We start from the raw sequence: 18,579 nt of genomic DNA, 5'->3' as shown, positions 1-18,579 counted from the left end.
AAACCCGCCGCAGCGGGTTTTTATTTAACAACCGAATCGGTCGAACTTACTGGCCTTTAACTTCTTTCAGGCCGTTGAACGGCGCACGGTCACCCAGCGCTTCTTCGATACGGATCAGTTGGTTGTATTTGGCAACGCGGTCAGAACGGCTCATGGAACCGGTTTTGATCTGGCCAGCCGCAGTCCCTACCGCCAGGTCAGCGATGGTCGCGTCTTCGGTTTCACCGGAACGGTGAGAGATCACCGCGGTGTAGCCAGCGTCTTTCGCCATCTTGATAGCAGCCAGGGTTTCGGTCAGAGAACCGATCTGGTTGAATTTGATCAGGATGGAGTTAGCGATGCCTTTCTCGATGCCTTCTTTCAGGATCTTGGTGTTGGTCACGAACAGATCGTCGCCCACCAGCTGGATTTTGTCGCCCAGAACTTTGGTCTGGTAAGCGAAGCCCGCCCAGTCGGATTCATCCAGGCCGTCTTCGATAGACACGATTGGGTACTGTTTGGTCAGATCTTCCAGGAAGTGAGTGAACTCTTCGGAAGTGAAGGCTTTGTTGCCTTCGCCGGCCAGCACGTATTTACCGTCTTTGTAGAATTCGGAAGCCGCACAGTCCATCGCCAGAGTCACGTCTTTGCCCAGCTCGTAGCCCGCCGCTTTTACCGCTTCAGCGATAACCGCCAGCGCTTCGGCGTTGGAACCCAGGTTTGGTGCATAGCCGCCTTCGTCGCCCACGGCGGTGTTCATGCCTTTGGCTTTCAGAACTTTCGCCAGGTGGTGGAACACTTCAGAACCGATGCGCACCGCTTCTTTCAGGGTTTTCGCGCCAACCGGCTGAATCATGAATTCCTGAATGTCGACGTTGTTGTCAGCGTGCTCGCCGCCGTTGATGATGTTCATCATCGGCAGTGGCATGGAGAATTTGCCTGGGGTGCCGTTCAGTTCAGCGATGTGCTCGTACAGCGGCATGCCTTTAGAGGCTGCGGCCGCTTTCGCTGCTGCCAGGGAAACCGCCAGAATGGCGTTGGCGCCGAAGTTGGATTTGTTCTCGGTGCCGTCCAGATCGATCATGATCTTGTCGATGTTCGCCTGGTCTTTGGCATCTTTACCCAGTACTGCCTGAGCAATCGGACCGTTTACTGCAGCAACGGCTTTCAGTACGCCTTTACCCAGGAAACGAGACTTGTCACCGTCACGCAGTTCCAGCGCTTCGCGGGAACCGGTAGAAGCACCTGACGGCGCAGCAGCCAGGCCTACGAAACCGCCTTCCAGATGAACTTCGGCTTCAACAGTCGGGTTACCGCGGGAGTCGATGATTTCACGACCGATGACTTTAACGATTTTGGACATTAGGTTTTCCTCAGTACAAGTTAAACTAAAACTCCAGACAAACAGCGCGCGGTTCTCACCGCGCGCCGCCTACCAAATATTTTATTTCACCTGGCGCTTCTGATGCTCGCCTGCGGCTTTCACGAAGCCGGCGAACAGCGGATGCCCATCACGCGGCGTAGACGTAAATTCCGGGTGGAACTGACAGGCTACAAACCACGGGTGATTCGGCAGTTCAATGATCTCAACCAGCTTGTTGTCGGCGGAACGACCGGCGACACGCAGCCCTGCGGCTTCGATCTGCTTCAACAGCATGTTGTTAACTTCGTAACGGTGACGGTGACGCTCGACAATGGTCGGTTCGCCGTACAGCTGACGCACCAGGCTGTTGTCGATCAGGTTGCACTGTTGGCCACCTACGCGCATCGTGCCGCCCAAATCGCTTTCTTCGCTGCGCACTTCGACGTTGCCGTCTTCATCGCGCCATTCGGTGATCAACGCCACCACCGGGTACTTACAGTCTGGCATAAACTCGGTGGAGTTGGCGTTTTCCATGCCCGCCACGTTGCGAGCGAACTCCATCAACGCCACCTGCATGCCCAGGCAAATGCCCAGGTAAGGAATGTTGTTCTCGCGCGCATAGCGTGCGGTCATCACTTTGCCTTCCACGCCGCGGTAGCCGAAGCCGCCCGGGATCAGGATCGCGTCCAGCCCTTTCAGCACTTCCACGCCGCGGGTTTCCACGTCCTGCGAATCGATCAGCTTGATGTTTACGGTCAGACGGTTTTTCAGCCCGCCGTGCTTCAGCGCTTCGATCACCGACTTGTAGGCGTCCGGCAGCTCAACGTATTTGCCGACCATACCGATGGTCACTTCGCCGCCCGGATTGGCTTCTTCGTAGATCACCTGTTCCCATTCGGCCAGGTTGGCTTCCGGTGCGTTCAAGCTGAATCGTTTACAAATATAATCGTCCAGCCCCTGAGATTTCAATAGGCCTGGGATTTTATAAATAGAATCAACGTCTTTCAGAGAGATAACCGCTTTTTCCGGCACGTTGCAGAAAAGCGCGATTTTAGCGCGTTCGTTAGCAGGAACCGCGCGATCGGAACGGCAAATCAGCACATCCGGCTGAATACCGATGGAAAGCAGCTCTTTTACGGAATGCTGGGTCGGCTTGGTTTTCACTTCACCAGCTGCCGCCATGTACGGCACCAGCGTCAGGTGCATGTACAGAGTGTGCTCGCGGCCCACTTCCACCGCCATCTGACGGATGGCTTCGAGGAACGGCAGCGATTCGATATCGCCGACGGTGCCGCCGATTTCCACCAGCACCACATCGTGGCCTTCGCCACCTTCGATGATGCGCTCTTTGATCGCGTTGGTGATGTGCGGAATGACCTGCACGGTCGCACCCAAATAGTCGCCGCGGCGTTCTTTACGCAGCACGTCGGAGTAGATGCGGCCGGTGGTGAAGTTGTTGCGACGCGACATTTTGGTGCGGATGAAGCGCTCGTAGTGACCCAAATCCAGATCGGTTTCTGCGCCGTCTTCGGTGACGAAAACTTCCCCATGCTGAATCGGGCTCATGGTGCCCGGATCCACGTTGATGTACGGGTCCAGTTTCATGATGGTAACGTTGAGGCCACGGGCTTCAAGAATAGCCGCCAGAGAGGCTGCGGCAATGCCTTTACCCAGAGAGGATACGACCCCGCCGGTCACAAAAATATAATTAGTTGTCATGCTGAACCTGAGAGTTTAGGTTTAAAGACGATGGAAGAACCAGGACGGGAAAGTAGTATACCCGAACCTCTCCTGACCTACAAACGATCGTTTTGCTGTCCATCATCTCGGCCGCCCTCCCGTGTTCATCAGGGTTTACTCCGCCGGCGCCGCCTAAACCCTCCAGGTAAAACAAAGAGTTAGCAGAGAAAATTTCTTTTTACCGCCCCTCAGGAGCGATAAAACGCCTTAGATTTCAGTTTGTTGCCCTTTTGCTGCCGCCGGCAGCCATGCGCCTCTAACCTGACCGAAAGCTTAACCGTTTCAGCTTGAGCGAACCTTGTCGGCGATCAACATTGTCGCGGCGATTCAACTTTCCTGACGTTTCACCTGCTGCCAGGCCTCTTCCATCTGCTCCAGCGTGGCGTCTTCAAGCCGCAGCCCGCTTTGCTGGACAATCTCTTCCACCTGGCGGAAGCGGCGCTCGAACTTGCGGTTCGCCGCCTGCAGCGCGTTCTCCGCCTTGTGGCCTAAATGGCGCGACAGGTTCACCGTGGCGAACAGCAGATCGCCGATCTCCTCTTCCAGCTTGCTCTCGTCGACCACCGCCTGGCGGGCTTCGTGCATCACTTCGTCGATCTCTTCGTACACTTTGTCCAGCACCGGGCCCAGGGTATTCCAGTCGAAGCCGACCGAGGCGCAGCGTTTCTGGATCTTGTGCGCTTTCATCAACGCCGGCAGCGCCTGCGGAATATCGTCCAGCACCGAGTGCAGCGCTTTCTCGGCGCGCTCACCGGCCTTCAGCTGCTCCCAGCGCGCCGCCACGGCTTCGCTGTCTCCGCCCTCGGCGTCGCCGAAGATGTGCGGGTGACGGCGCTCCAGCTTGTCGCTGATGGCGGTACACACCTCATCGAAATCGAACAGCCCCTGCTCCTGCCCCATTTGCGCGTAGAACACCACCTGAAACAGCAAATCACCCAGCTCGTCGCGCAGATCGGCGTAGTCCTGCCGCTCGATGGCGTCCAGCACTTCGTAAGTCTCTTCCAACGTATAAGGCGCAATGGTGGCGAAGGTTTGCTTGCGGTCCCACGAGCAACCGATCTGCGGGTCGCGCAGCGTTTTCATGATGTTCAGCAGACGCTGCAGCGGAGTGGATTGGGTCATAAAAAATCTCTGAGAAAGCATGGGGGCGCAGGGGAGCGCCCGCCGAATTCATGGATTTCGGGCCGCATCCGCTATCGATACGGCCCGAAAGGCGATGTGGGCTTAGTTGCCGTGCAGACGCTTGGCGTCTATCACGTCCGGCAGCTGGTTCAGCTTCGCCAGCACCCGGCTCAGCACCTGCTGGTTGTAGATTTCGATATCCATGTCGATGGTGGCCAACTGCTTCTTGGTGTCGCTGCGGCTGGCGACGCCCAGTACGTTGACCTTTTCGTTGGCCAGAATGGTGGTAATGTCGCGCAGCAGCCCGCTGCGATCGTTGGCCATCACGCGCACCACCAGCGAATAACCGCTGGAGTAGCTTTCACCCCATACCGCGTCGACGATGCGCTCCGGCGCGTGCGATTGCAGATCGACCAGCTGATCGCAGTCCGCACGGTGGATCGAAATACCGCGCCCCTGGGTGATAAAGCCGACGATGTCGTCGCCCGGGATCGGCTGGCAGCAGCGGGCGATGTGGTGCATCAGGTTGCCCACGCCCTCCACCACCACCCGGCCATTGTCCTTGTTGCGGGTCGGCGGCGGCGCTTTCTGCTGCACCAGCTGGCGCAGCGCCTCGCGATCCTGCTCTTCGGCGCTCGGCTTGTTGAACTTGCCCTGCAGGTAATTCACCATCTGGTTCAGGCGAATGTCCCCACCGCCGATCGCCGCCAACACCTCGTCCAGCGAGTTCATGTTGTAGCGCGGGATCAACAGCTTCTCGGCCTCTTTCAGGCTGATGCCGAGATGCTCCAGTTCGTTGTCCAGCATCTGACGACCGGCGAGGATGTTCTTGTCGCGATCCTGCTTGCGGAACCAGTTATGGATCTTCGAGCGCCCGCGGCTGGTGGTGACATAGCCCAGGTTCGGGTTCAGCCAGTCGCGGCTCGGGTTCGGCTGCTTCTGGGTGATGATCTCAATCTGATCGCCCATCTTCAGCTGATAGGTAAACGGCACGATGCGGCCGCCGATCTTGGCGCCGATACAGCGGTGACCGACGTCGCTGTGAATGTGGTAAGCGAAATCGAGCGGCGTGGAGCCGGCCGGCAGATCCACCACGTCGCCTTTCGGCGTAAACACATAGACCCGATCGTCGAACACCTGGCTGCGCACTTCGTCGAGCATCTCGCCGGAGTCCGCCATCTCTTCCTGCCAGGCGATGAGCTTACGCAGCCAGGCGATGCGTTCTTCGTAGCCGGAGCGCACGGTCACGCCCGCGCCCTCTTTGTACTTCCAGTGCGCGGCCACGCCCAGCTCGGCGTCTTCATGCATTTGCCGGGTGCGGATCTGAATCTCGACGGTTTTGCCGCGCGGCCCCAGCACCACGGTGTGGATCGACTGGTAGCCGTTGGGTTTCGGGTTGGCGACGTAGTCGTCGAACTCGTCCGGCAGATGGCGGAAATGGGTATGCACGATGCCCAACGCCGCATAGCAATCCTGCAGGCGCTCCGCCACGATGCGCACCGCGCGCACGTCGAACAGTTCGTCGAACGCCAGGTGCTTTTTCTGCATCTTGCGCCAGATGCTGTAGATGTGTTTCGGCCGGCCGTAGATCTCCACCCGAATACCTTCGCTGGCCATCTCGGTGCGCAGCCCGGCGACGAAATCGTCGATGAACTGTTCGCGATCGATGCGGCGCTCATGCAACAGCTTGGCGATGCGCTTGTATTCTTCCGGATGCAGGTAGCGGAAGCAGAAATCCTCCAGCTCCCACTTCAGCTGGCCGATGCCGAGCCGGTTGGCCAGCGGGGCGTAGATGTTGGAACATTCCTTCGCCGCCAGCACGCGTTCGTCTTCCGGCGCGTCTTTCACCTCGCGCAGATGGGCGATGCGCTCCGCCAGCTTGATGACCACGCAGCGGAAATCCTCCACCATCGCCAACAGCATGCGGCGCACGTTGTCGACCTGCTCGGAGGCCATCGAATCGTTTTGGGTGGCTTTCAGTTGGCGAATGGCGTCCATGTCGCGCACGCCGTGCACCAGCGCGACGATGCCCTTGCCGAACGCTTCGGTCAGGGTCTCTTCCTGCACGATGCCGGCGTCCACCAGCGGGAACAGCAGCGCGGCGCGCATGCTGTCGTTGTCCATGCTCAGCGTCGAGAGGATTTCCACCATCTCCAGACCGCGCCACAGCAGCAGCGAGGCGTCGGGATGGTTCTGGGTCTGCTGCTCACAATAACGCCAGGTTGCGGCCAATCGCTCACATGACTGCGGGTTAGGTAGCCCCAAGCCAGCGATCCACTCATCGAGAGCGAATTCACCCGCCGTATTCAGATGTGCACTTCTTACCGCAACCATAACTTCTCCCTACTTTGCAGCGACCTCTGGCGCGCGCTCGTTGATAAACAGCGCCATTGATTCAAGATGCCCCGTGTGCGGAAACATATCCAACATCCGCACGCGCGCAAGACGATAACCGGCGCTCAACAGCACTTTGCTGTCGCGAGCCAGCGTTGTGGGGTTACAGGAAACATACACCACCCGCGCCGGCGCCAGTTTTACAATGTGTGACATCACCCCGGCCGCACCGGCACGGGCGGGATCCAGCATCACCTTATCAAACCCTTGTGCTGCCCAAGGTTGCCGCGCAACGTCGTCCTCCAGATTCTCGTGGAAGAACGATGCATTATTCAGCTTATTCTTATGTGCATTATATTGCCCATTCGCTACCAGCGTGGCAACACCTTCGATGCCCACCACCGCAGCGGCGCGGCGCGCCAACGGCAGGGTGAAGTTACCCATGCCGCAGAACAGGTCCAGCACCCGATCATTGGGTTGAATATCGAGCCATTCAAGGGCCTGCGCCACCATTTGTTGGTTTACGGCGTCATTGACCTGAATAAAGTCGCGCGGGCTGAAGTCTAAGCGTAGCCCGTCAACCTGATAATACGGCGTGTCACCGCACAGTTTCTCCACGCGATCGCTGTCCGGCGCCAGATAGACGGCGACGTTTTCCCGCTCGCCAAACGCCAACAGCGCCTGCCGATCCGCCTCTTTCAGCGCGTCGAGATGGCGCAGCACCAGCAGCGGGCCGTTGTCCGCCAGCACCAGCTCCACATGCCCCAGCCGCCGTACCGCCTGCAGCCCGCTCAGGCAGGCGCGCACCGGCGCCAGCAGCTGTTCCAGCTCCGGCCGCAGCACCGGGCAGTGCTCCACCGCCACCAGCTCGCTGGAGGCCGCCTGTCGAAAGCCCATCATCAGGCGCTGCTGCTTGGGCTGCCATGCCAGGCTCAGGCGAGCGCGGCGGCGATAGCCGTATTCCGGGCCGGCGATCACCGGTTCCTGCTGCGGGGTCACCCCGGTTTCGCGGGCGATCATGCGCACCAGCGCCGCCGCCTTGCTCTGCTGCTGCAGCGCTTCATCCGCATGCTGCTGCTGGCAGCCGCCGCAGACGCCGAAATGCGGGCAGCGCGGCGTCACCCGCTGCGGGCTACGGCTCAGCAAGCGTTTGAGCTTGCCTTTGGCGAACTGGCGCTTGTCTTCGGTCAGCTGGATTTCCGCCTGCTCGCCCGGCAATACGCCCGGCACGAACACCGCTTTGCCGTCGTGGCGCGCCACGCCCTGGCCGAAAGGATCGAGATCGCTCACCGTCACGGTGAAGATTTGTGAGCTCTGCCGGGTCGTCACGCGGCGTTTGGGAGAGTAGAATTGCGCCATATTTGTCGATTGTGTGCTGGTTCATTAAGCTAGTGTCAGCTGTCAATTCTCCCACATTGGAATCCCATGACCAAATACAGCCTGCGTGCGCGCATGATGATCCTGATTCTGGCCCCGACCTTGCTGATTGGTTTGCTGCTCAGCACCTTCTTCGTGGTGCACCGCTATAACGAGCTGCAGGAGCAATTGGTCGACGCCGGCGCCAGCATCATCGAGCCGCTGGCGGTGGCCAGCGAGTACGGCATGACGTTCCGCAGCCGCGAATCGGTCAGGCAGTTGGTCAGCCTGTTGCACCGCCGCCATTCGGACATCGTGCGTTCGATCACCGTGTTCGATGCGCAGAACAATTTGTTCGTCACCTCCAATTATCATCACAACTTCGCTCAGCTGCAGCTGCCGAAAGGCGTGCCGTTGCCCACCGAGCTGATGCTCACCCGACGCGGCGATTCGCTGATCCTGCGCACGCCGATCCTGTCGGAAAGCCAGTATCCGGATGAAACCGCCGACGGCGGCAGCCACCCCGACAACAACCTGGGCTATGTGGCGATCGAGCTGGATCTGCAGTCAGTGCGGCTGCAGCAATATAAAGAGGTCTTCGTCTCCACCCTGCTGCTGTTGCTGTGCATGTGCATCGCCATCCTGTTCGCTTACCGGCTGATGCGCGACGTGACCGGCCCGATCCGCAACATGGTGAACACCGTCGACCGTATCCGCCGCGGCCAGCTCGACAGCCGCGTGGAGGGCTACATGCTCGGCGAGCTGCACATGCTGAAGAACGGCATCAACTCGATGGCGATGTCGCTCACCGCCTATCACGAAGAGATGCAGCAGAACATCGATCAGGCCACCTCCGACCTGCGTGAAACCCTGGAGCAGATGGAGATCCAGAACGTCGAGCTGGATCTGGCGAAAAAACGCGCGCAGGAGGCGGCGCGCATCAAGTCCGAATTCCTGGCCAACATGTCGCACGAGCTGCGTACTCCGCTCAACGGCGTGATCGGCTTCACCCGCCAGATGCTGAAAACCGATCTGAGCGCGACCCAGACCGATTATTTACAGACCATCGAACGCTCGGCCAACAACCTGCTGACCATCATCAACGATGTGCTGGACTTCTCCAAGCTGGAAGCCGGCAAGCTGGTGCTGGAGCATATTCCTTTCGCCCTGCGTGAAACGCTGGACGAAGTGGTGGTGTTGCTGGCGCCCAGCGCCCACGACAAGGGGCTGGAGCTGACGCTGGATGTGCACAACGACGTGCCGGAGCAGGTGATCGGCGACTCGCTGCGCCTGCAGCAAATCATCACCAACCTGCTGGGCAACGCCATCAAGTTCACCGAAACCGGCAATATCGACATTCGCGTCGAGCTGCGCAAACAGCTGGATCGCCGGGTGGAAGTGGAAGTGCAGATCCACGACACCGGCATCGGCATCTCCGAACGCCAGCAGTCGCAGCTGTTCCAGGCGTTCCGTCAGGCGGACGCCAGCATCTCCCGCCGCCACGGCGGTACCGGGCTGGGGCTGGTGATCACGCAAAAACTGGTGAAAGAAATGGGGGGCGATATCTGCTTCCACAGCCAGTTGAACCGCGGCTCGACCTTCTGGTTCCACATCACGCTGGATCTGAACGAGGGCATGCTGTCGCTGGCGCCGAGCCTGCCGGATCTGAGCGGCAAAACGCTCGCCTATATCGAGTCCAACCCGACGGCGGCGCAGGCGACGCTCAACATGCTCAGCATCACGCAGCTGGTGATCACCCACTCGCCGACGCTGGGCCAGTTGCCGCCAGGCCACTATGACTTCCTGCTGGCCGGCGTGCCCATCCCGTTCCGCGACAACATGGCGCAGCACGAGGACAAATTGCTGGCCTCGCTGAAGCTGGCCGATCGGGTGATTCTGGCGCTGCCGTGCCAGGCGCAGATCGACGCCGAGCTGCTTAAACAACAAGGCGCGCTCGGCTGTCTGATCAAGCCGATCACCAGCACCCGACTGTTCCCTCTGCTCCGGATGGAAGCGCCGGCACGCCTCACCGCGCAGCCTGAGCGTAAACGCCTGCCGCTGACGGTGATGGCGGTTGACGACAACCCGGCCAACCTGAAGCTGATCGGCACGCTGCTGGGGGAACAGGTAGAAAAAACCCTGCTGTGCGAGAGCGGTGAGGAAGCGCTGGCGCTAGCGCGCGACAACGTGCTGGATCTGATCCTGATGGACATTCAGATGCCGAAGATGGACGGCATTCACGCCAGCGAGCTGATCCGCCAGCTGCCGCATCACAACTCCACGCCGATCGTCGCCGTTACCGCCCATGCCGCCAGCGGCGAGCGCGAGCACCTGCTGCAGGCCGGGATGGACGACTATCTGGCCAAACCGATCGACGAGAAAATGCTGACCCGCGTGCTGTCGCGCTACCACAGCGGCGACGTGGAAAACGCCATCGCCGACGACGCACCGCTGTCGCTCGACTGGCCGCTGGCGCTGCGTCAGGCGGCCAACAAACCGGACCTGGCGCGCGATCTGCTGCAAATGCTGCTCGATTTCCTGCCGCAGGTGCGCGAACGGGTACAGGCGCTGCTCGACGGCCAGCATGACGACGAGATCCTCGATCTGGTCCATAAGCTGCACGGCAGCTGCAGCTACAGCGGCGTGCCGCGCCTCAAGCAGCTGTGTTTCTACCTCGAGCGGCAGCTGCGTCAGGGCATCACCAACGACGAACTGGAGCCGGAGTGGCTGGAGCTGTTGGATGAGATTGAACTGGTGATCCACGCGGCGCGCGCGCATCTGGCGCAACCCGCCTGAATCCTCAGGCCATAACGCAAAAAGGCACGCCGCAGCGTGCCTTTGTTTTTTTAACGCCTGACGCCTATCACTGCGCCAGCAGGTACAGCTGGCTCTCGCCGCGTTGAATATTCAACGCCAGTACCGACGGCTTGCTGTCGAGGATTTTACGCAGCTCACCCAGGTTCTGGATCGGCTGTTGGTTCACGCCCAGGATCACGTCGCCCTTTTTCAGGCCGATGCGCGCCGCGGCGCTGCCGGCTTTCACGCTGTCAACCTTGACGCCCTTCACGTTGCCGACCTGGGTGTTGCTCAGCTCGGCACCTTCAATGCCGGTGTAGATATTGCCCGAGGCCACCTGGGTCTGCGCGCTTTGCTCCAGCGTGACGTCAATCGTCACCGGCTTACCGTCGCGAATAATGCCCAGCGACATCTTGCTGCCGACCGGCAGCGTGCCGATCTCCGCCCGGAACGAGGCGAAGCTGGAGATGGCCTTGCCGTTCATGGTGACGATCACGTCGCCGGCCTTGATGCCCGCCTTCGCCGCGGAAGACTTCGGCATCACCTGGCTGACGAAGGCCCCGCGCTGCGCGTCGACCTTCATCGCCTTGGCCAGCTCAGAGTTCAGCTCGGTACCCATGATGCCCAGCTCGCCGCGTTTCACCTGGCCATATTCGACCATTTGCGCCGTCAGGTTTTTCACCATGTTGCTCGGAATGGCGAAGCCGATACCGATGTTACCGCCGTCCGGCGCCAGGATCGCGGTGTTGATGCCGATCAGCTCGCCGTTGAGATTAACCAGCGCCCCCCCGGAGTTACCGCGGTTGATCGCCGCATCGGTCTGGATAAAGTTTTCGTAGTTTTCGATGTTCAGGCCGCTGCGCCCCAGGGCGGATACGATGCCCGAGGTGGCGGTTTCACCCAGCCCGTACGGGTTGCCGATCGCCACGGTGTAATCGCCGACGCGCAGCTGATCGGAATCCGCCATCTTGATCGCCGTCAGATTCTTGAAGTCTTTCAGCTGGATCAGCGCAATATCGGAACGCGGATCCTTGCCGATCACCTTGGCGTCGAAACGGCGGCCGTCGCTCAGCTGCACCTGGATCTTGTTGGCGTTGTCCACCACGTGGTTATTGGTCACCACGTAGCCCTTGGCGGCATCGATGACCACCCCGGCGCCCAGCGCCTGGAATTTCTGCTGCGTGCCCTGCGGCTGGCCATCCGGCCCAGGCTGTTCGCCGCCCTGACACATCGGCGAGCCCTGGAACGGCGAGCCGTCTTGGCAGAACGGTGAATCTTCGCCGAAGAACTGTTGGAACTGCTGCGGCATGCGCGGCGTATTGACCGTGGTGCTGCCCTCAACGTTAATGCTCACCACGGAAGGCATTACCTTTTCCAGCATCGGCGCCAGGCTCGGCAGCTGTTGTGTGCTGGAAGAGGCGGTTTCAGCGGCGCTGGCCGTGACCGGGCCCATCGCCATACCGATACTGAATGCCAGTGCGCTCAGAACTAATGCGGTTTTTTTCATCTGTGTGTCTCTTATAAAGTCGTTCAAAAAGAATGGCTGTCTTGCGTGCTTATTCAGAGTTAATTAATAGCCCGAAGTTCCGGCACAGATGATTGGCAATAGTAAACAAATATTGTCCGTCTTTACAAAACTCGAGACAGCCAACCGATTGGAATTGCTAAAATTATTCTTCAGCGTAATTATTCCGCCGCCATCAATCGACGATATTCGTCATAGGCGTAAAGGTCGGTCATTCCGCTGATATAGTCCTGCAATAAACGCGCGCGGAAATAATATTCCCGAATGGCTTGCTGCTCCGGCGATAAATGCTGCAGCCCCTCTACCGCCTCCGCATACGCCAGCCGATGCTTGGTGGACAGCTTGTGGAACAGGCGCGTTTCGATCGGGTAAGCGCGATGGCTATCCTCGCGCACCAGTTGGCTGAAGTCCGCCAGCGACATCGCCAACAGCGGGCTGTAAATGTCCAGCAGGCCGCTGATCACCCGGTAGCCTTGCAGCTCGAGTTGCTCGACCTCCGGGTGGTTGAACACGTGCTTGAACGCCACATTTTTAAATATTTTCAGCAGCCGGTACGCCGGGCTGGAGTCCTCCAGCAACGCCTGATTGAAACTGCCCTGATAGACCGCATCCAGATTGTCGATAAAGCGCTGCGCCGCGTGCGGCACCAGACGCGCCACGGTAAACACCCGCAGATACATGAAGAACTGATCTTCCGCGCTGCGCCGCGCGCCGCCGCGATCGATCTTGCGAAACGCGCTGGCGACGGTCTTGTCGAACAGATCGCCCGGCACCACCTCGCCCCACTCCTGAATCAGGTGCTGATACAGCTGCTCGACGGTGAAAATGCTCTTCTCCACCGCGTCTTCCAGATCGGCCACGCAGTACGAGATATCGTCGGCGGCCTCCATAATATAGGTCAGCGGGAAACGATCGAACTCGCCCATGTGCAGCTCGCGCCGCAGCCGATCGACGAAGGCCTCTTCCGCCAGATAGTAGCCGGGCTTTTTCATCAGGTAACTGTGGCTGGCGGGGATGTCGCTCGCCCAGTAGGCCGGGCGGGTGTATTTCAAAATGCAGCCGACCTGCGCGTAGGTCAGGTTGAGCTTGAGCAGGCTGTACACCATGCGGATCGCCTGAGCATTGCCCTCGAAGTGGCTGAGATCCTGACGGATCCGGCTGCGCAGCCGGTTCAGATCGCTTTCCCCCTCATGCAGGCGCAGCGTCGCCACCTGGCAGCGATCGTGGCTGCCCGGCTCGCTGCCGCAGCTGGCGGGATCGAGCCGTTGGGCAAACCAGTCGTTGATCGCCGACTCGCCGAAGTGACCGAACGGCGGATTGCCGATGTCGTGCATCAGGCAGGCCATTTCCACGATGCTTTCAAACGGATCGAGCAGCCGGGTCAGGCCGAGCTCATCAATTCTCCCCGCCTGTTTGAAGCGGTTGAGGATCTCTTTGGCGATGTGGCGCCCAACCTGCTGCACCTCCATCGAGTGCGTCAGGCGGCTGCGCACCGCCGCGTTGCGCTCCAGTGGAAACACCTGGGTTTTTTGCTGCAGACGGCGAATGGCGGCCGAGTTGACGATGCGCCCGCGATCGCTCTCGAACTGCCGCACGATGTCGTACTCTTCCTCGGCCTCGATCGGTTTGCTGAAAGGCCGTTGGAAGCTGATTTTTTGCTTGAAGTCGATCCCGGACATCTGTTTCTCCGCCGTTGCGCCCTGCCCCCGTGATAACAATTCCCGGCAGCGGATGCAACGCATTATCTCTCATACACAGCCATGATAGACTATGCCGCAATTCTCACGGCCAATCAGCGAGTGTTATTTATGAAAGTAGGCATCATCGGCGCAATGGAGCAGGAAGTCACCCTGCTGCGCGATCAAATCGAAAACCGTCAAACCATCCAGCGTGCGGGCTGCGAAATCTACACCGGCCAGATCGGCGGCGTTGACGTGGCCCTGCTGAAATCCGGCATCGGTAAAGTCTCGGCGGCCATGGGCACCACCCTGCTGCTGGAACACTGCAGCCCGGATCTGGTGATCAACACCGGTTCCGCCGGCGGCCTGGCCAGCACCCTGCGCGTGGGCGATATCGTGGTGTCGGAAGAAGTGCGCTACCACGACGCCGACGTCACCGCCTTCGGCTACGAGCCGGGCCAGATGGCCGGCTGCCCGGCGGCGTTCGTCGCCGACGACGCGCTGATCGCGCTGGCGGAAAGCTGCATCAAACAGCTGGATCTGCACGCGGTGCGCGGCCTGATCTGCAGCGGTGACGCCTTCATCAACGGCGCCGAGCCGCTGGCGCGCATTCGCGCCACCTTCCCGCGCGTCGCCGCCGTGGAAATGGAAGCCGCAGCGATCGCCCACGTCTGCCATCTGTTCGGCACGCCGTTCGTGGTGGTGCGCGCCATTTCCGACGTCGCCGACAGCGAATCGCACATGAGCTTTGACGAGTTCCTGGTGGTAGCGGCCAAGCAGTCTACGCTGATGGTCAACGCCATGCTGCAAACCCTGGCCAAGCGCGGTTGATGTGAGGCTGCGCTTCACCTCGATGCTCTGTCTGTTGGCGCTCTGGCTGGCCATGCCGGCCGGCGCCGCTCAGCGGGTGATCAGCCTGGCGCCCAACGCGACCGAACTCGCCTATGCCGCCGGCATGGGCGATGTGCTGGTGGCGGCGAGCGCCTATTCCGATTATCCGCCGCAGGCCGCCAAGCTGGAGCAGGTAGCCTCCTGGCAGGGCATCAATCTGGAGCGGGTGCTGGCGCTCAAGCCGGACCTGATCCTCGCCTGGCGCGGCGGCAATCCGCAGCGCGTGCTGGATCAGCTCGCCGCGTTCGGCATCCCGATTTTCTATGCGGACGCCGACACCCTCGAAGGGATCGCCGGTTTGCTGGACCAGCTGGCGCAATACAGCCCGCACCCGGAGCAGGCGCATCAGGCGGCGGAGGGCCTTCGCCGCCAGTTCGCCGCTCTCAAACAACAGTATGCCGCTAACCCATCGCGGCGCGTGCTGCTGCAGTTCGGCACCCAGCCACTGTTCACCAGCGCCGGCGCCACATTGCAAAGCCAGGTGCTGGCGCTGTGCGGCGGGCAGAACGTCTTCGCCGACAGCCGCACCCCTTGGCCGCAGATCAGCCGCGAGCAGGTGTTGGCGCGCCAGCCGCAGGCCATCGTCATCACCGGGGGCGCGAAAGCAGCCGCCAGTGTGAAAGCCTTCTGGGCCCCGCAGCTGCAGGTGCCGGTGATCGCGCTGAACGAAGACTGGTTCAACCGCGGCGGGCCGCGCATTGCGTTGGCGGCGCAGCAGCTGTGCCGCCAGCTGGCGGAGATCCGCTGATGCTGGTGTTCTGGTTGGATATTCTCGGCACCGCGGTGTTCGCCGTCTCCGGCGTGCTGTTGGCCGGCAAGCTGCGCATGGATCCGTTCGGCGTGCTGGTCTTGGGTGTGGTCACCGCGGTCGGCGGCGGCACCATCCGCGACATGGCGCTGGCCAACGGCCCGGTGTTCTGGGTCAAGGATCCCACCGATTTGGTGGTGGCGATGATCACCTGCGTCTTGACGCTGCTGCTGGTGCGCCAGCCGCGCCGGCTGCCGAAGTGGGTGCTGCCGGTGCTGGACGCCGTCGGGCTGGCGGTGTTCGTCGGCATCGGCGTCAACAAGGCCTTCGCAGCCGGCACCGGCCCGCTGGTGGCAATCTGCATGGGGGTGATCACCGGCGTCGGCGGCGGCATTATCCGCGACGTGCTGGCGCGCGAGATCCCGATGATCCTGCGCACCGAAATTTACGCCACCGCCTGCATCATCGGCGGCATCGTGCACGCCACGGCGTTTTACACCTTCCACATGCCGCTGCAACAGGCCATGATGCTGGGTATGATCATCACCCTGGCCATTCGCCTCGCAGCCATCCGCTGGCACCTCAAACTGCCCGCCTTTATTCTCGAACGCTGAGCCGTCGCCCTGCGGGGCGACGCTTTGCAACGCCGCACCTGGTGATTTATTAGACTATTAACGGGGTTGATGGTATTATTTTCGACCGAAAAATAGCGTAGTGACGATGTAAAATTCTGTTATCCGCAGGTTAATTCCTTTCCCGCGCTGTTAAAACTTTTTAACTTTTTGCCGATAAGTCATCACAAGATGGCTTACGGATGACTATTCCCGCAATGATGAAAAAAATTCTGCTTGCCTGCTGTGGCACCCTGCTGAGTGGCGCCGCGTATGCCGATGCCGTCAGCGGCCAGATCGGCGTTACCCTGACCATTGAACCGCAATGCGCCGTGCGCCTCGAGGCCGCCGCCCCACAGGCCGAATGCAGCCACGCAACGGCGCAGCCGAACATCATCCACAGCCCACCGGCACAGGAGAACGGTGCAGAAGTGATCCTCGTGGAATGGTAGGCATAAAAAAACCCGCCGGCCGGAAGGCGAGCGGGTTGCTATTCTGACAGGCAAACTCAGATGCTGAACGACGAACCGCAACCGCAGGTGGTTTTGGCATTCGGGTTGGTCACCACGAAGCGCGACCCTTCCAGCCCTTCGGTGTAGTCCACCGAGCCGCCGACCAGATACTGCAAGCTCATCGGATCGACCACCAGCGCCACGCCCTGCTTCTCGATGGTCATGTCGCCATCGTTGACCTTGTCGTCAAAAGTGAAGCCGTACTGGAATCCGCTGCAGCCGCCGCCGGTAATGTAAACCCGCAACTTCAGGTTCGGATTTTCTTCGTCAGCAATCAGGAACTTAACCTTGCTTGCTGCTGCCTCGGTAAATTGCAGGGGCAGTGCCGTTTGATCACTCATACTCTTTACTCCCAACATTGTTCAGCATCAGATCGCGACTATGGCTGCCTGATTAATATTAACGATTATCCGATACCTGAGTGTTGCGTTCAAGTATTCACCGCATTTGTTGTATTTTCCTTACCTGTTTTCTCCGCCGCTTCCCGCGCCAGCTGCGCCTCCTGCCTTTGCAGCGTGCGGGCCAGGATCGACGAATACAGCGGCTTGCCGCCGAGCAGCTGCGCCACCACCGTGGCGCCGAGGCAGGTGATGATCATCGGTAAAATGAGTTGGTAGTTGTCGGTCATTTCCAGTACCAGCACGATGCCGGTCAGCGGGGCGCGCACCGTAGCGGCGAACAGCGCCCCCATGCCGGCGATGGCGAAGGTGCCCGCCTCGATGCCGTACTGCGGGAACAGATGCGCCCCCGCCAGCCCAAAGGCGGTGCCGAACAGCGTGCCCAACGCCAGCATCGGCGCAAAGATGCCGCCCGGCGCGCCGGAGCCGAAGCACAGCAGCGTAGTGAAGATGCGGGTGATAAAGATAAACATCAACATGCCGACGCTGTAATTGCCCGCCGCGGCGATCGGGATCAACCCAAAGCCGCCGCCCGCCGCCTCCGGCTGGATCAGCCCCAGAATGCCGCACACGCCGCCGAGCAGCCCGCCCATCAGCAAAATATTGCGCATTCTGCCGCCGTGCAGGCGCGCAAACATGTCTTGAGTGCGGAAAATCAGCGCGTTGAACCCCACGCCCACCGCACCGAATATCGCCCCCAGCACCAGATAGAGCCACAGGGTATTGATGGGCGCCGAAGAAAGTTTGTCGACTGCGATCACCGATCCCTGGCCGTTAAACAGCTGGAATACCACGCTCGACATGATCACGCCGATAAACACCGCTTTAATCGAGATCAGGTTGTAGCGGAACTGCGGCCGCATCTCTTCGATGATGAACAAGATGCCGGCCAGCGGCGCGTTGAACGCGGCGGACAACCCGGCGGCGGCCCCGGTCGCCAGCAGCGTATGACGCGCCTCGGCGCCGCGAATGCGCAGCACGTCCAATACCATGCGCCCGACGTTGCCGCCCATTTGCACCGTGGGGCCTTCGCGCCCCAGCACCATGCCCGCCCCCAGCGTGCCCATGCCGCCGATGAATTTCACCGGGATCACGCGCCACCAGCGCACCGGCCGCAGCTCCTCCAGCGCGCCTTCGATCTCCGGAATGCCCGAGCCGCCCGCCTCAGGCGCAAAGCGCCGCACCAGGTAATAGCCCAGCGCCGCCAGCGCGGCGGACAGGATAAACGCCAGCGGCCACACCAGGAGCCAGGAGTCGGCGACCTGCGCCAGCGAAGCCAGCCGCTGCTGCTGCACCCACTCCACCGCCTTATCGAAGGCCACGCCGAGCAAACCGGCCAGCGTCCCCACCAGCGCGGCCATCACCAGGATCGCCACCGGGGTCTTATCGCGGCGAATAAACTGACGCACCGCATCGCTGCGGCTAAGACGCGGGCTCAACGTCCCGACTGGCTGTGATTGTGATTCCGTCATCGCGAGTAATTCGTCAGGTAATTTGTAATACAAATAGGCAAGGCGGTTATTCT

Annotated in this window: 14 protein-coding genes; 5 read left to right on the top strand and 9 right to left on the bottom strand. The window is 60.6% G+C overall.

The window, feature by feature from the left end; genetic code table 11:
* Positions 1–46: 46 nt before the first annotated feature.
* The 5 genes from eno to rlmD form a co-directional block, all read right to left on the bottom strand.
* Positions 47–1,342 carry a phosphopyruvate hydratase gene (gene eno / locus AWX27_RS12540; RefSeq protein WP_038873548.1) on the bottom strand — a complete coding sequence of 432 codons (1,296 nt, stop codon included), beginning with the start codon at positions 1,340–1,342 and terminating at the stop codon, positions 47–49.
* 81 nt (positions 1,343–1,423) lie between these two features.
* Complete coding sequence (gene pyrG, locus AWX27_RS12535; RefSeq protein WP_033637139.1) at positions 1,424–3,061, bottom strand: glutamine hydrolyzing CTP synthase; 1,638 nt, start codon at positions 3,059–3,061, stop codon at positions 1,424–1,426.
* Positions 3,062–3,409: 348 nt separating this feature from the next.
* Positions 3,410–4,204: a nucleoside triphosphate pyrophosphohydrolase gene (gene mazG / locus AWX27_RS12530; RefSeq protein ID WP_033649234.1), complete on the bottom strand. Its 795-nt coding sequence runs from the start codon at positions 4,202–4,204 to the stop codon at positions 3,410–3,412.
* Positions 4,205–4,306: 102 nt separating this feature from the next.
* Positions 4,307–6,538: a GTP diphosphokinase gene (gene relA / locus AWX27_RS12525; RefSeq protein ID WP_060422513.1), complete on the bottom strand. Its 2,232-nt coding sequence runs from the start codon at positions 6,536–6,538 to the stop codon at positions 4,307–4,309.
* 9 nt (positions 6,539–6,547) lie between these two features.
* Positions 6,548–7,897, bottom strand: coding sequence for a 23S rRNA (uracil(1939)-C(5))-methyltransferase RlmD (rlmD, locus tag AWX27_RS12520; RefSeq protein WP_060422510.1), 1,350 nt, complete (start codon positions 7,895–7,897; stop codon positions 6,548–6,550).
* A 66-nt stretch (positions 7,898–7,963) separates the two neighbouring features.
* Here rlmD and barA point away from each other — a divergent pair, with 66 nt between their 5' ends.
* Positions 7,964–10,690: a two-component sensor histidine kinase BarA gene (barA, locus tag AWX27_RS12515; protein WP_038873538.1), complete on the top strand. Its 2,727-nt coding sequence runs from the start codon at positions 7,964–7,966 to the stop codon at positions 10,688–10,690.
* 67 nt (positions 10,691–10,757) lie between these two features.
* On the opposite strand, the gene degP is transcribed toward barA, so the two are convergent.
* Both degP and dgt read right to left on the bottom strand, forming a co-directional pair.
* Positions 10,758–12,197 (bottom strand): serine endoprotease DegP, encoded by a 1,440-nt coding sequence (gene degP / locus AWX27_RS12510; protein ID WP_033637134.1) that lies wholly within the window; start codon positions 12,195–12,197, stop codon positions 10,758–10,760.
* A gap of 179 nt (positions 12,198–12,376) precedes the next feature.
* A complete protein-coding gene (dgt, locus tag AWX27_RS12505) occupies positions 12,377–13,894 on the bottom strand; it encodes a dGTPase (RefSeq protein ID WP_025301593.1) in 1,518 nt (505 codons plus the stop codon).
* A 129-nt stretch (positions 13,895–14,023) separates the two neighbouring features.
* Here dgt and mtnN point away from each other — a divergent pair, with 129 nt between their 5' ends.
* From mtnN to AWX27_RS12485, 4 genes are all read left to right on the top strand, one after another.
* A complete protein-coding gene (mtnN, locus tag AWX27_RS12500) occupies positions 14,024–14,725 on the top strand; it encodes a 5'-methylthioadenosine/S-adenosylhomocysteine nucleosidase (RefSeq protein ID WP_049200308.1) in 702 nt (233 codons plus the stop codon).
* A gap of 22 nt (positions 14,726–14,747) precedes the next feature.
* Positions 14,748–15,533 (top strand): vitamin B12 ABC transporter substrate-binding protein BtuF, encoded by a 786-nt coding sequence (gene btuF, locus AWX27_RS12495; RefSeq protein WP_060422567.1) that lies wholly within the window; start codon positions 14,748–14,750, stop codon positions 15,531–15,533.
* Positions 15,533–16,147, top strand: a complete 615-nt coding sequence (locus AWX27_RS12490) for a TRIC cation channel family protein (RefSeq protein WP_038873529.1) — start codon at positions 15,533–15,535, stop codon at positions 16,145–16,147. The genes btuF and AWX27_RS12490 overlap by 1 nt, the downstream gene beginning before the upstream one ends.
* 200 nt (positions 16,148–16,347) lie before the next feature.
* A complete protein-coding gene (locus AWX27_RS12485) occupies positions 16,348–16,596 on the top strand; it encodes a hypothetical protein (protein WP_139159353.1) in 249 nt (82 codons plus the stop codon).
* Positions 16,597–16,652: 56 nt separating this feature from the next.
* On the opposite strand, the gene erpA is transcribed toward AWX27_RS12485, so the two are convergent.
* Together erpA and clcA are read right to left on the bottom strand one after the other, a co-directional pair.
* On the bottom strand, positions 16,653–16,997 hold the full coding sequence (gene erpA / locus AWX27_RS12480; RefSeq protein ID WP_033649222.1) for an iron-sulfur cluster insertion protein ErpA: 345 nt from the start codon (positions 16,995–16,997) through the stop codon (positions 16,653–16,655).
* A gap of 89 nt (positions 16,998–17,086) precedes the next feature.
* Positions 17,087–18,526, bottom strand: coding sequence for a H(+)/Cl(-) exchange transporter ClcA (clcA, locus tag AWX27_RS12475; RefSeq protein ID WP_047728941.1), 1,440 nt, complete (start codon positions 18,524–18,526; stop codon positions 17,087–17,089).
* Between the last annotated feature and the right edge of the window lie 53 nt (positions 18,527–18,579).

Origin of the sequence: Serratia sp. 2880STDY5682894, assembly GCF_001537385.1 — a bacterium.
GTDB lineage: Bacteria > Pseudomonadota > Gammaproteobacteria > Enterobacterales > Enterobacteriaceae > Serratia > Serratia nevei.
The sequence above is the reverse complement of the archived record's forward strand: the minus strand, read 5'-3'. Positions and strand labels throughout refer to the sequence as shown.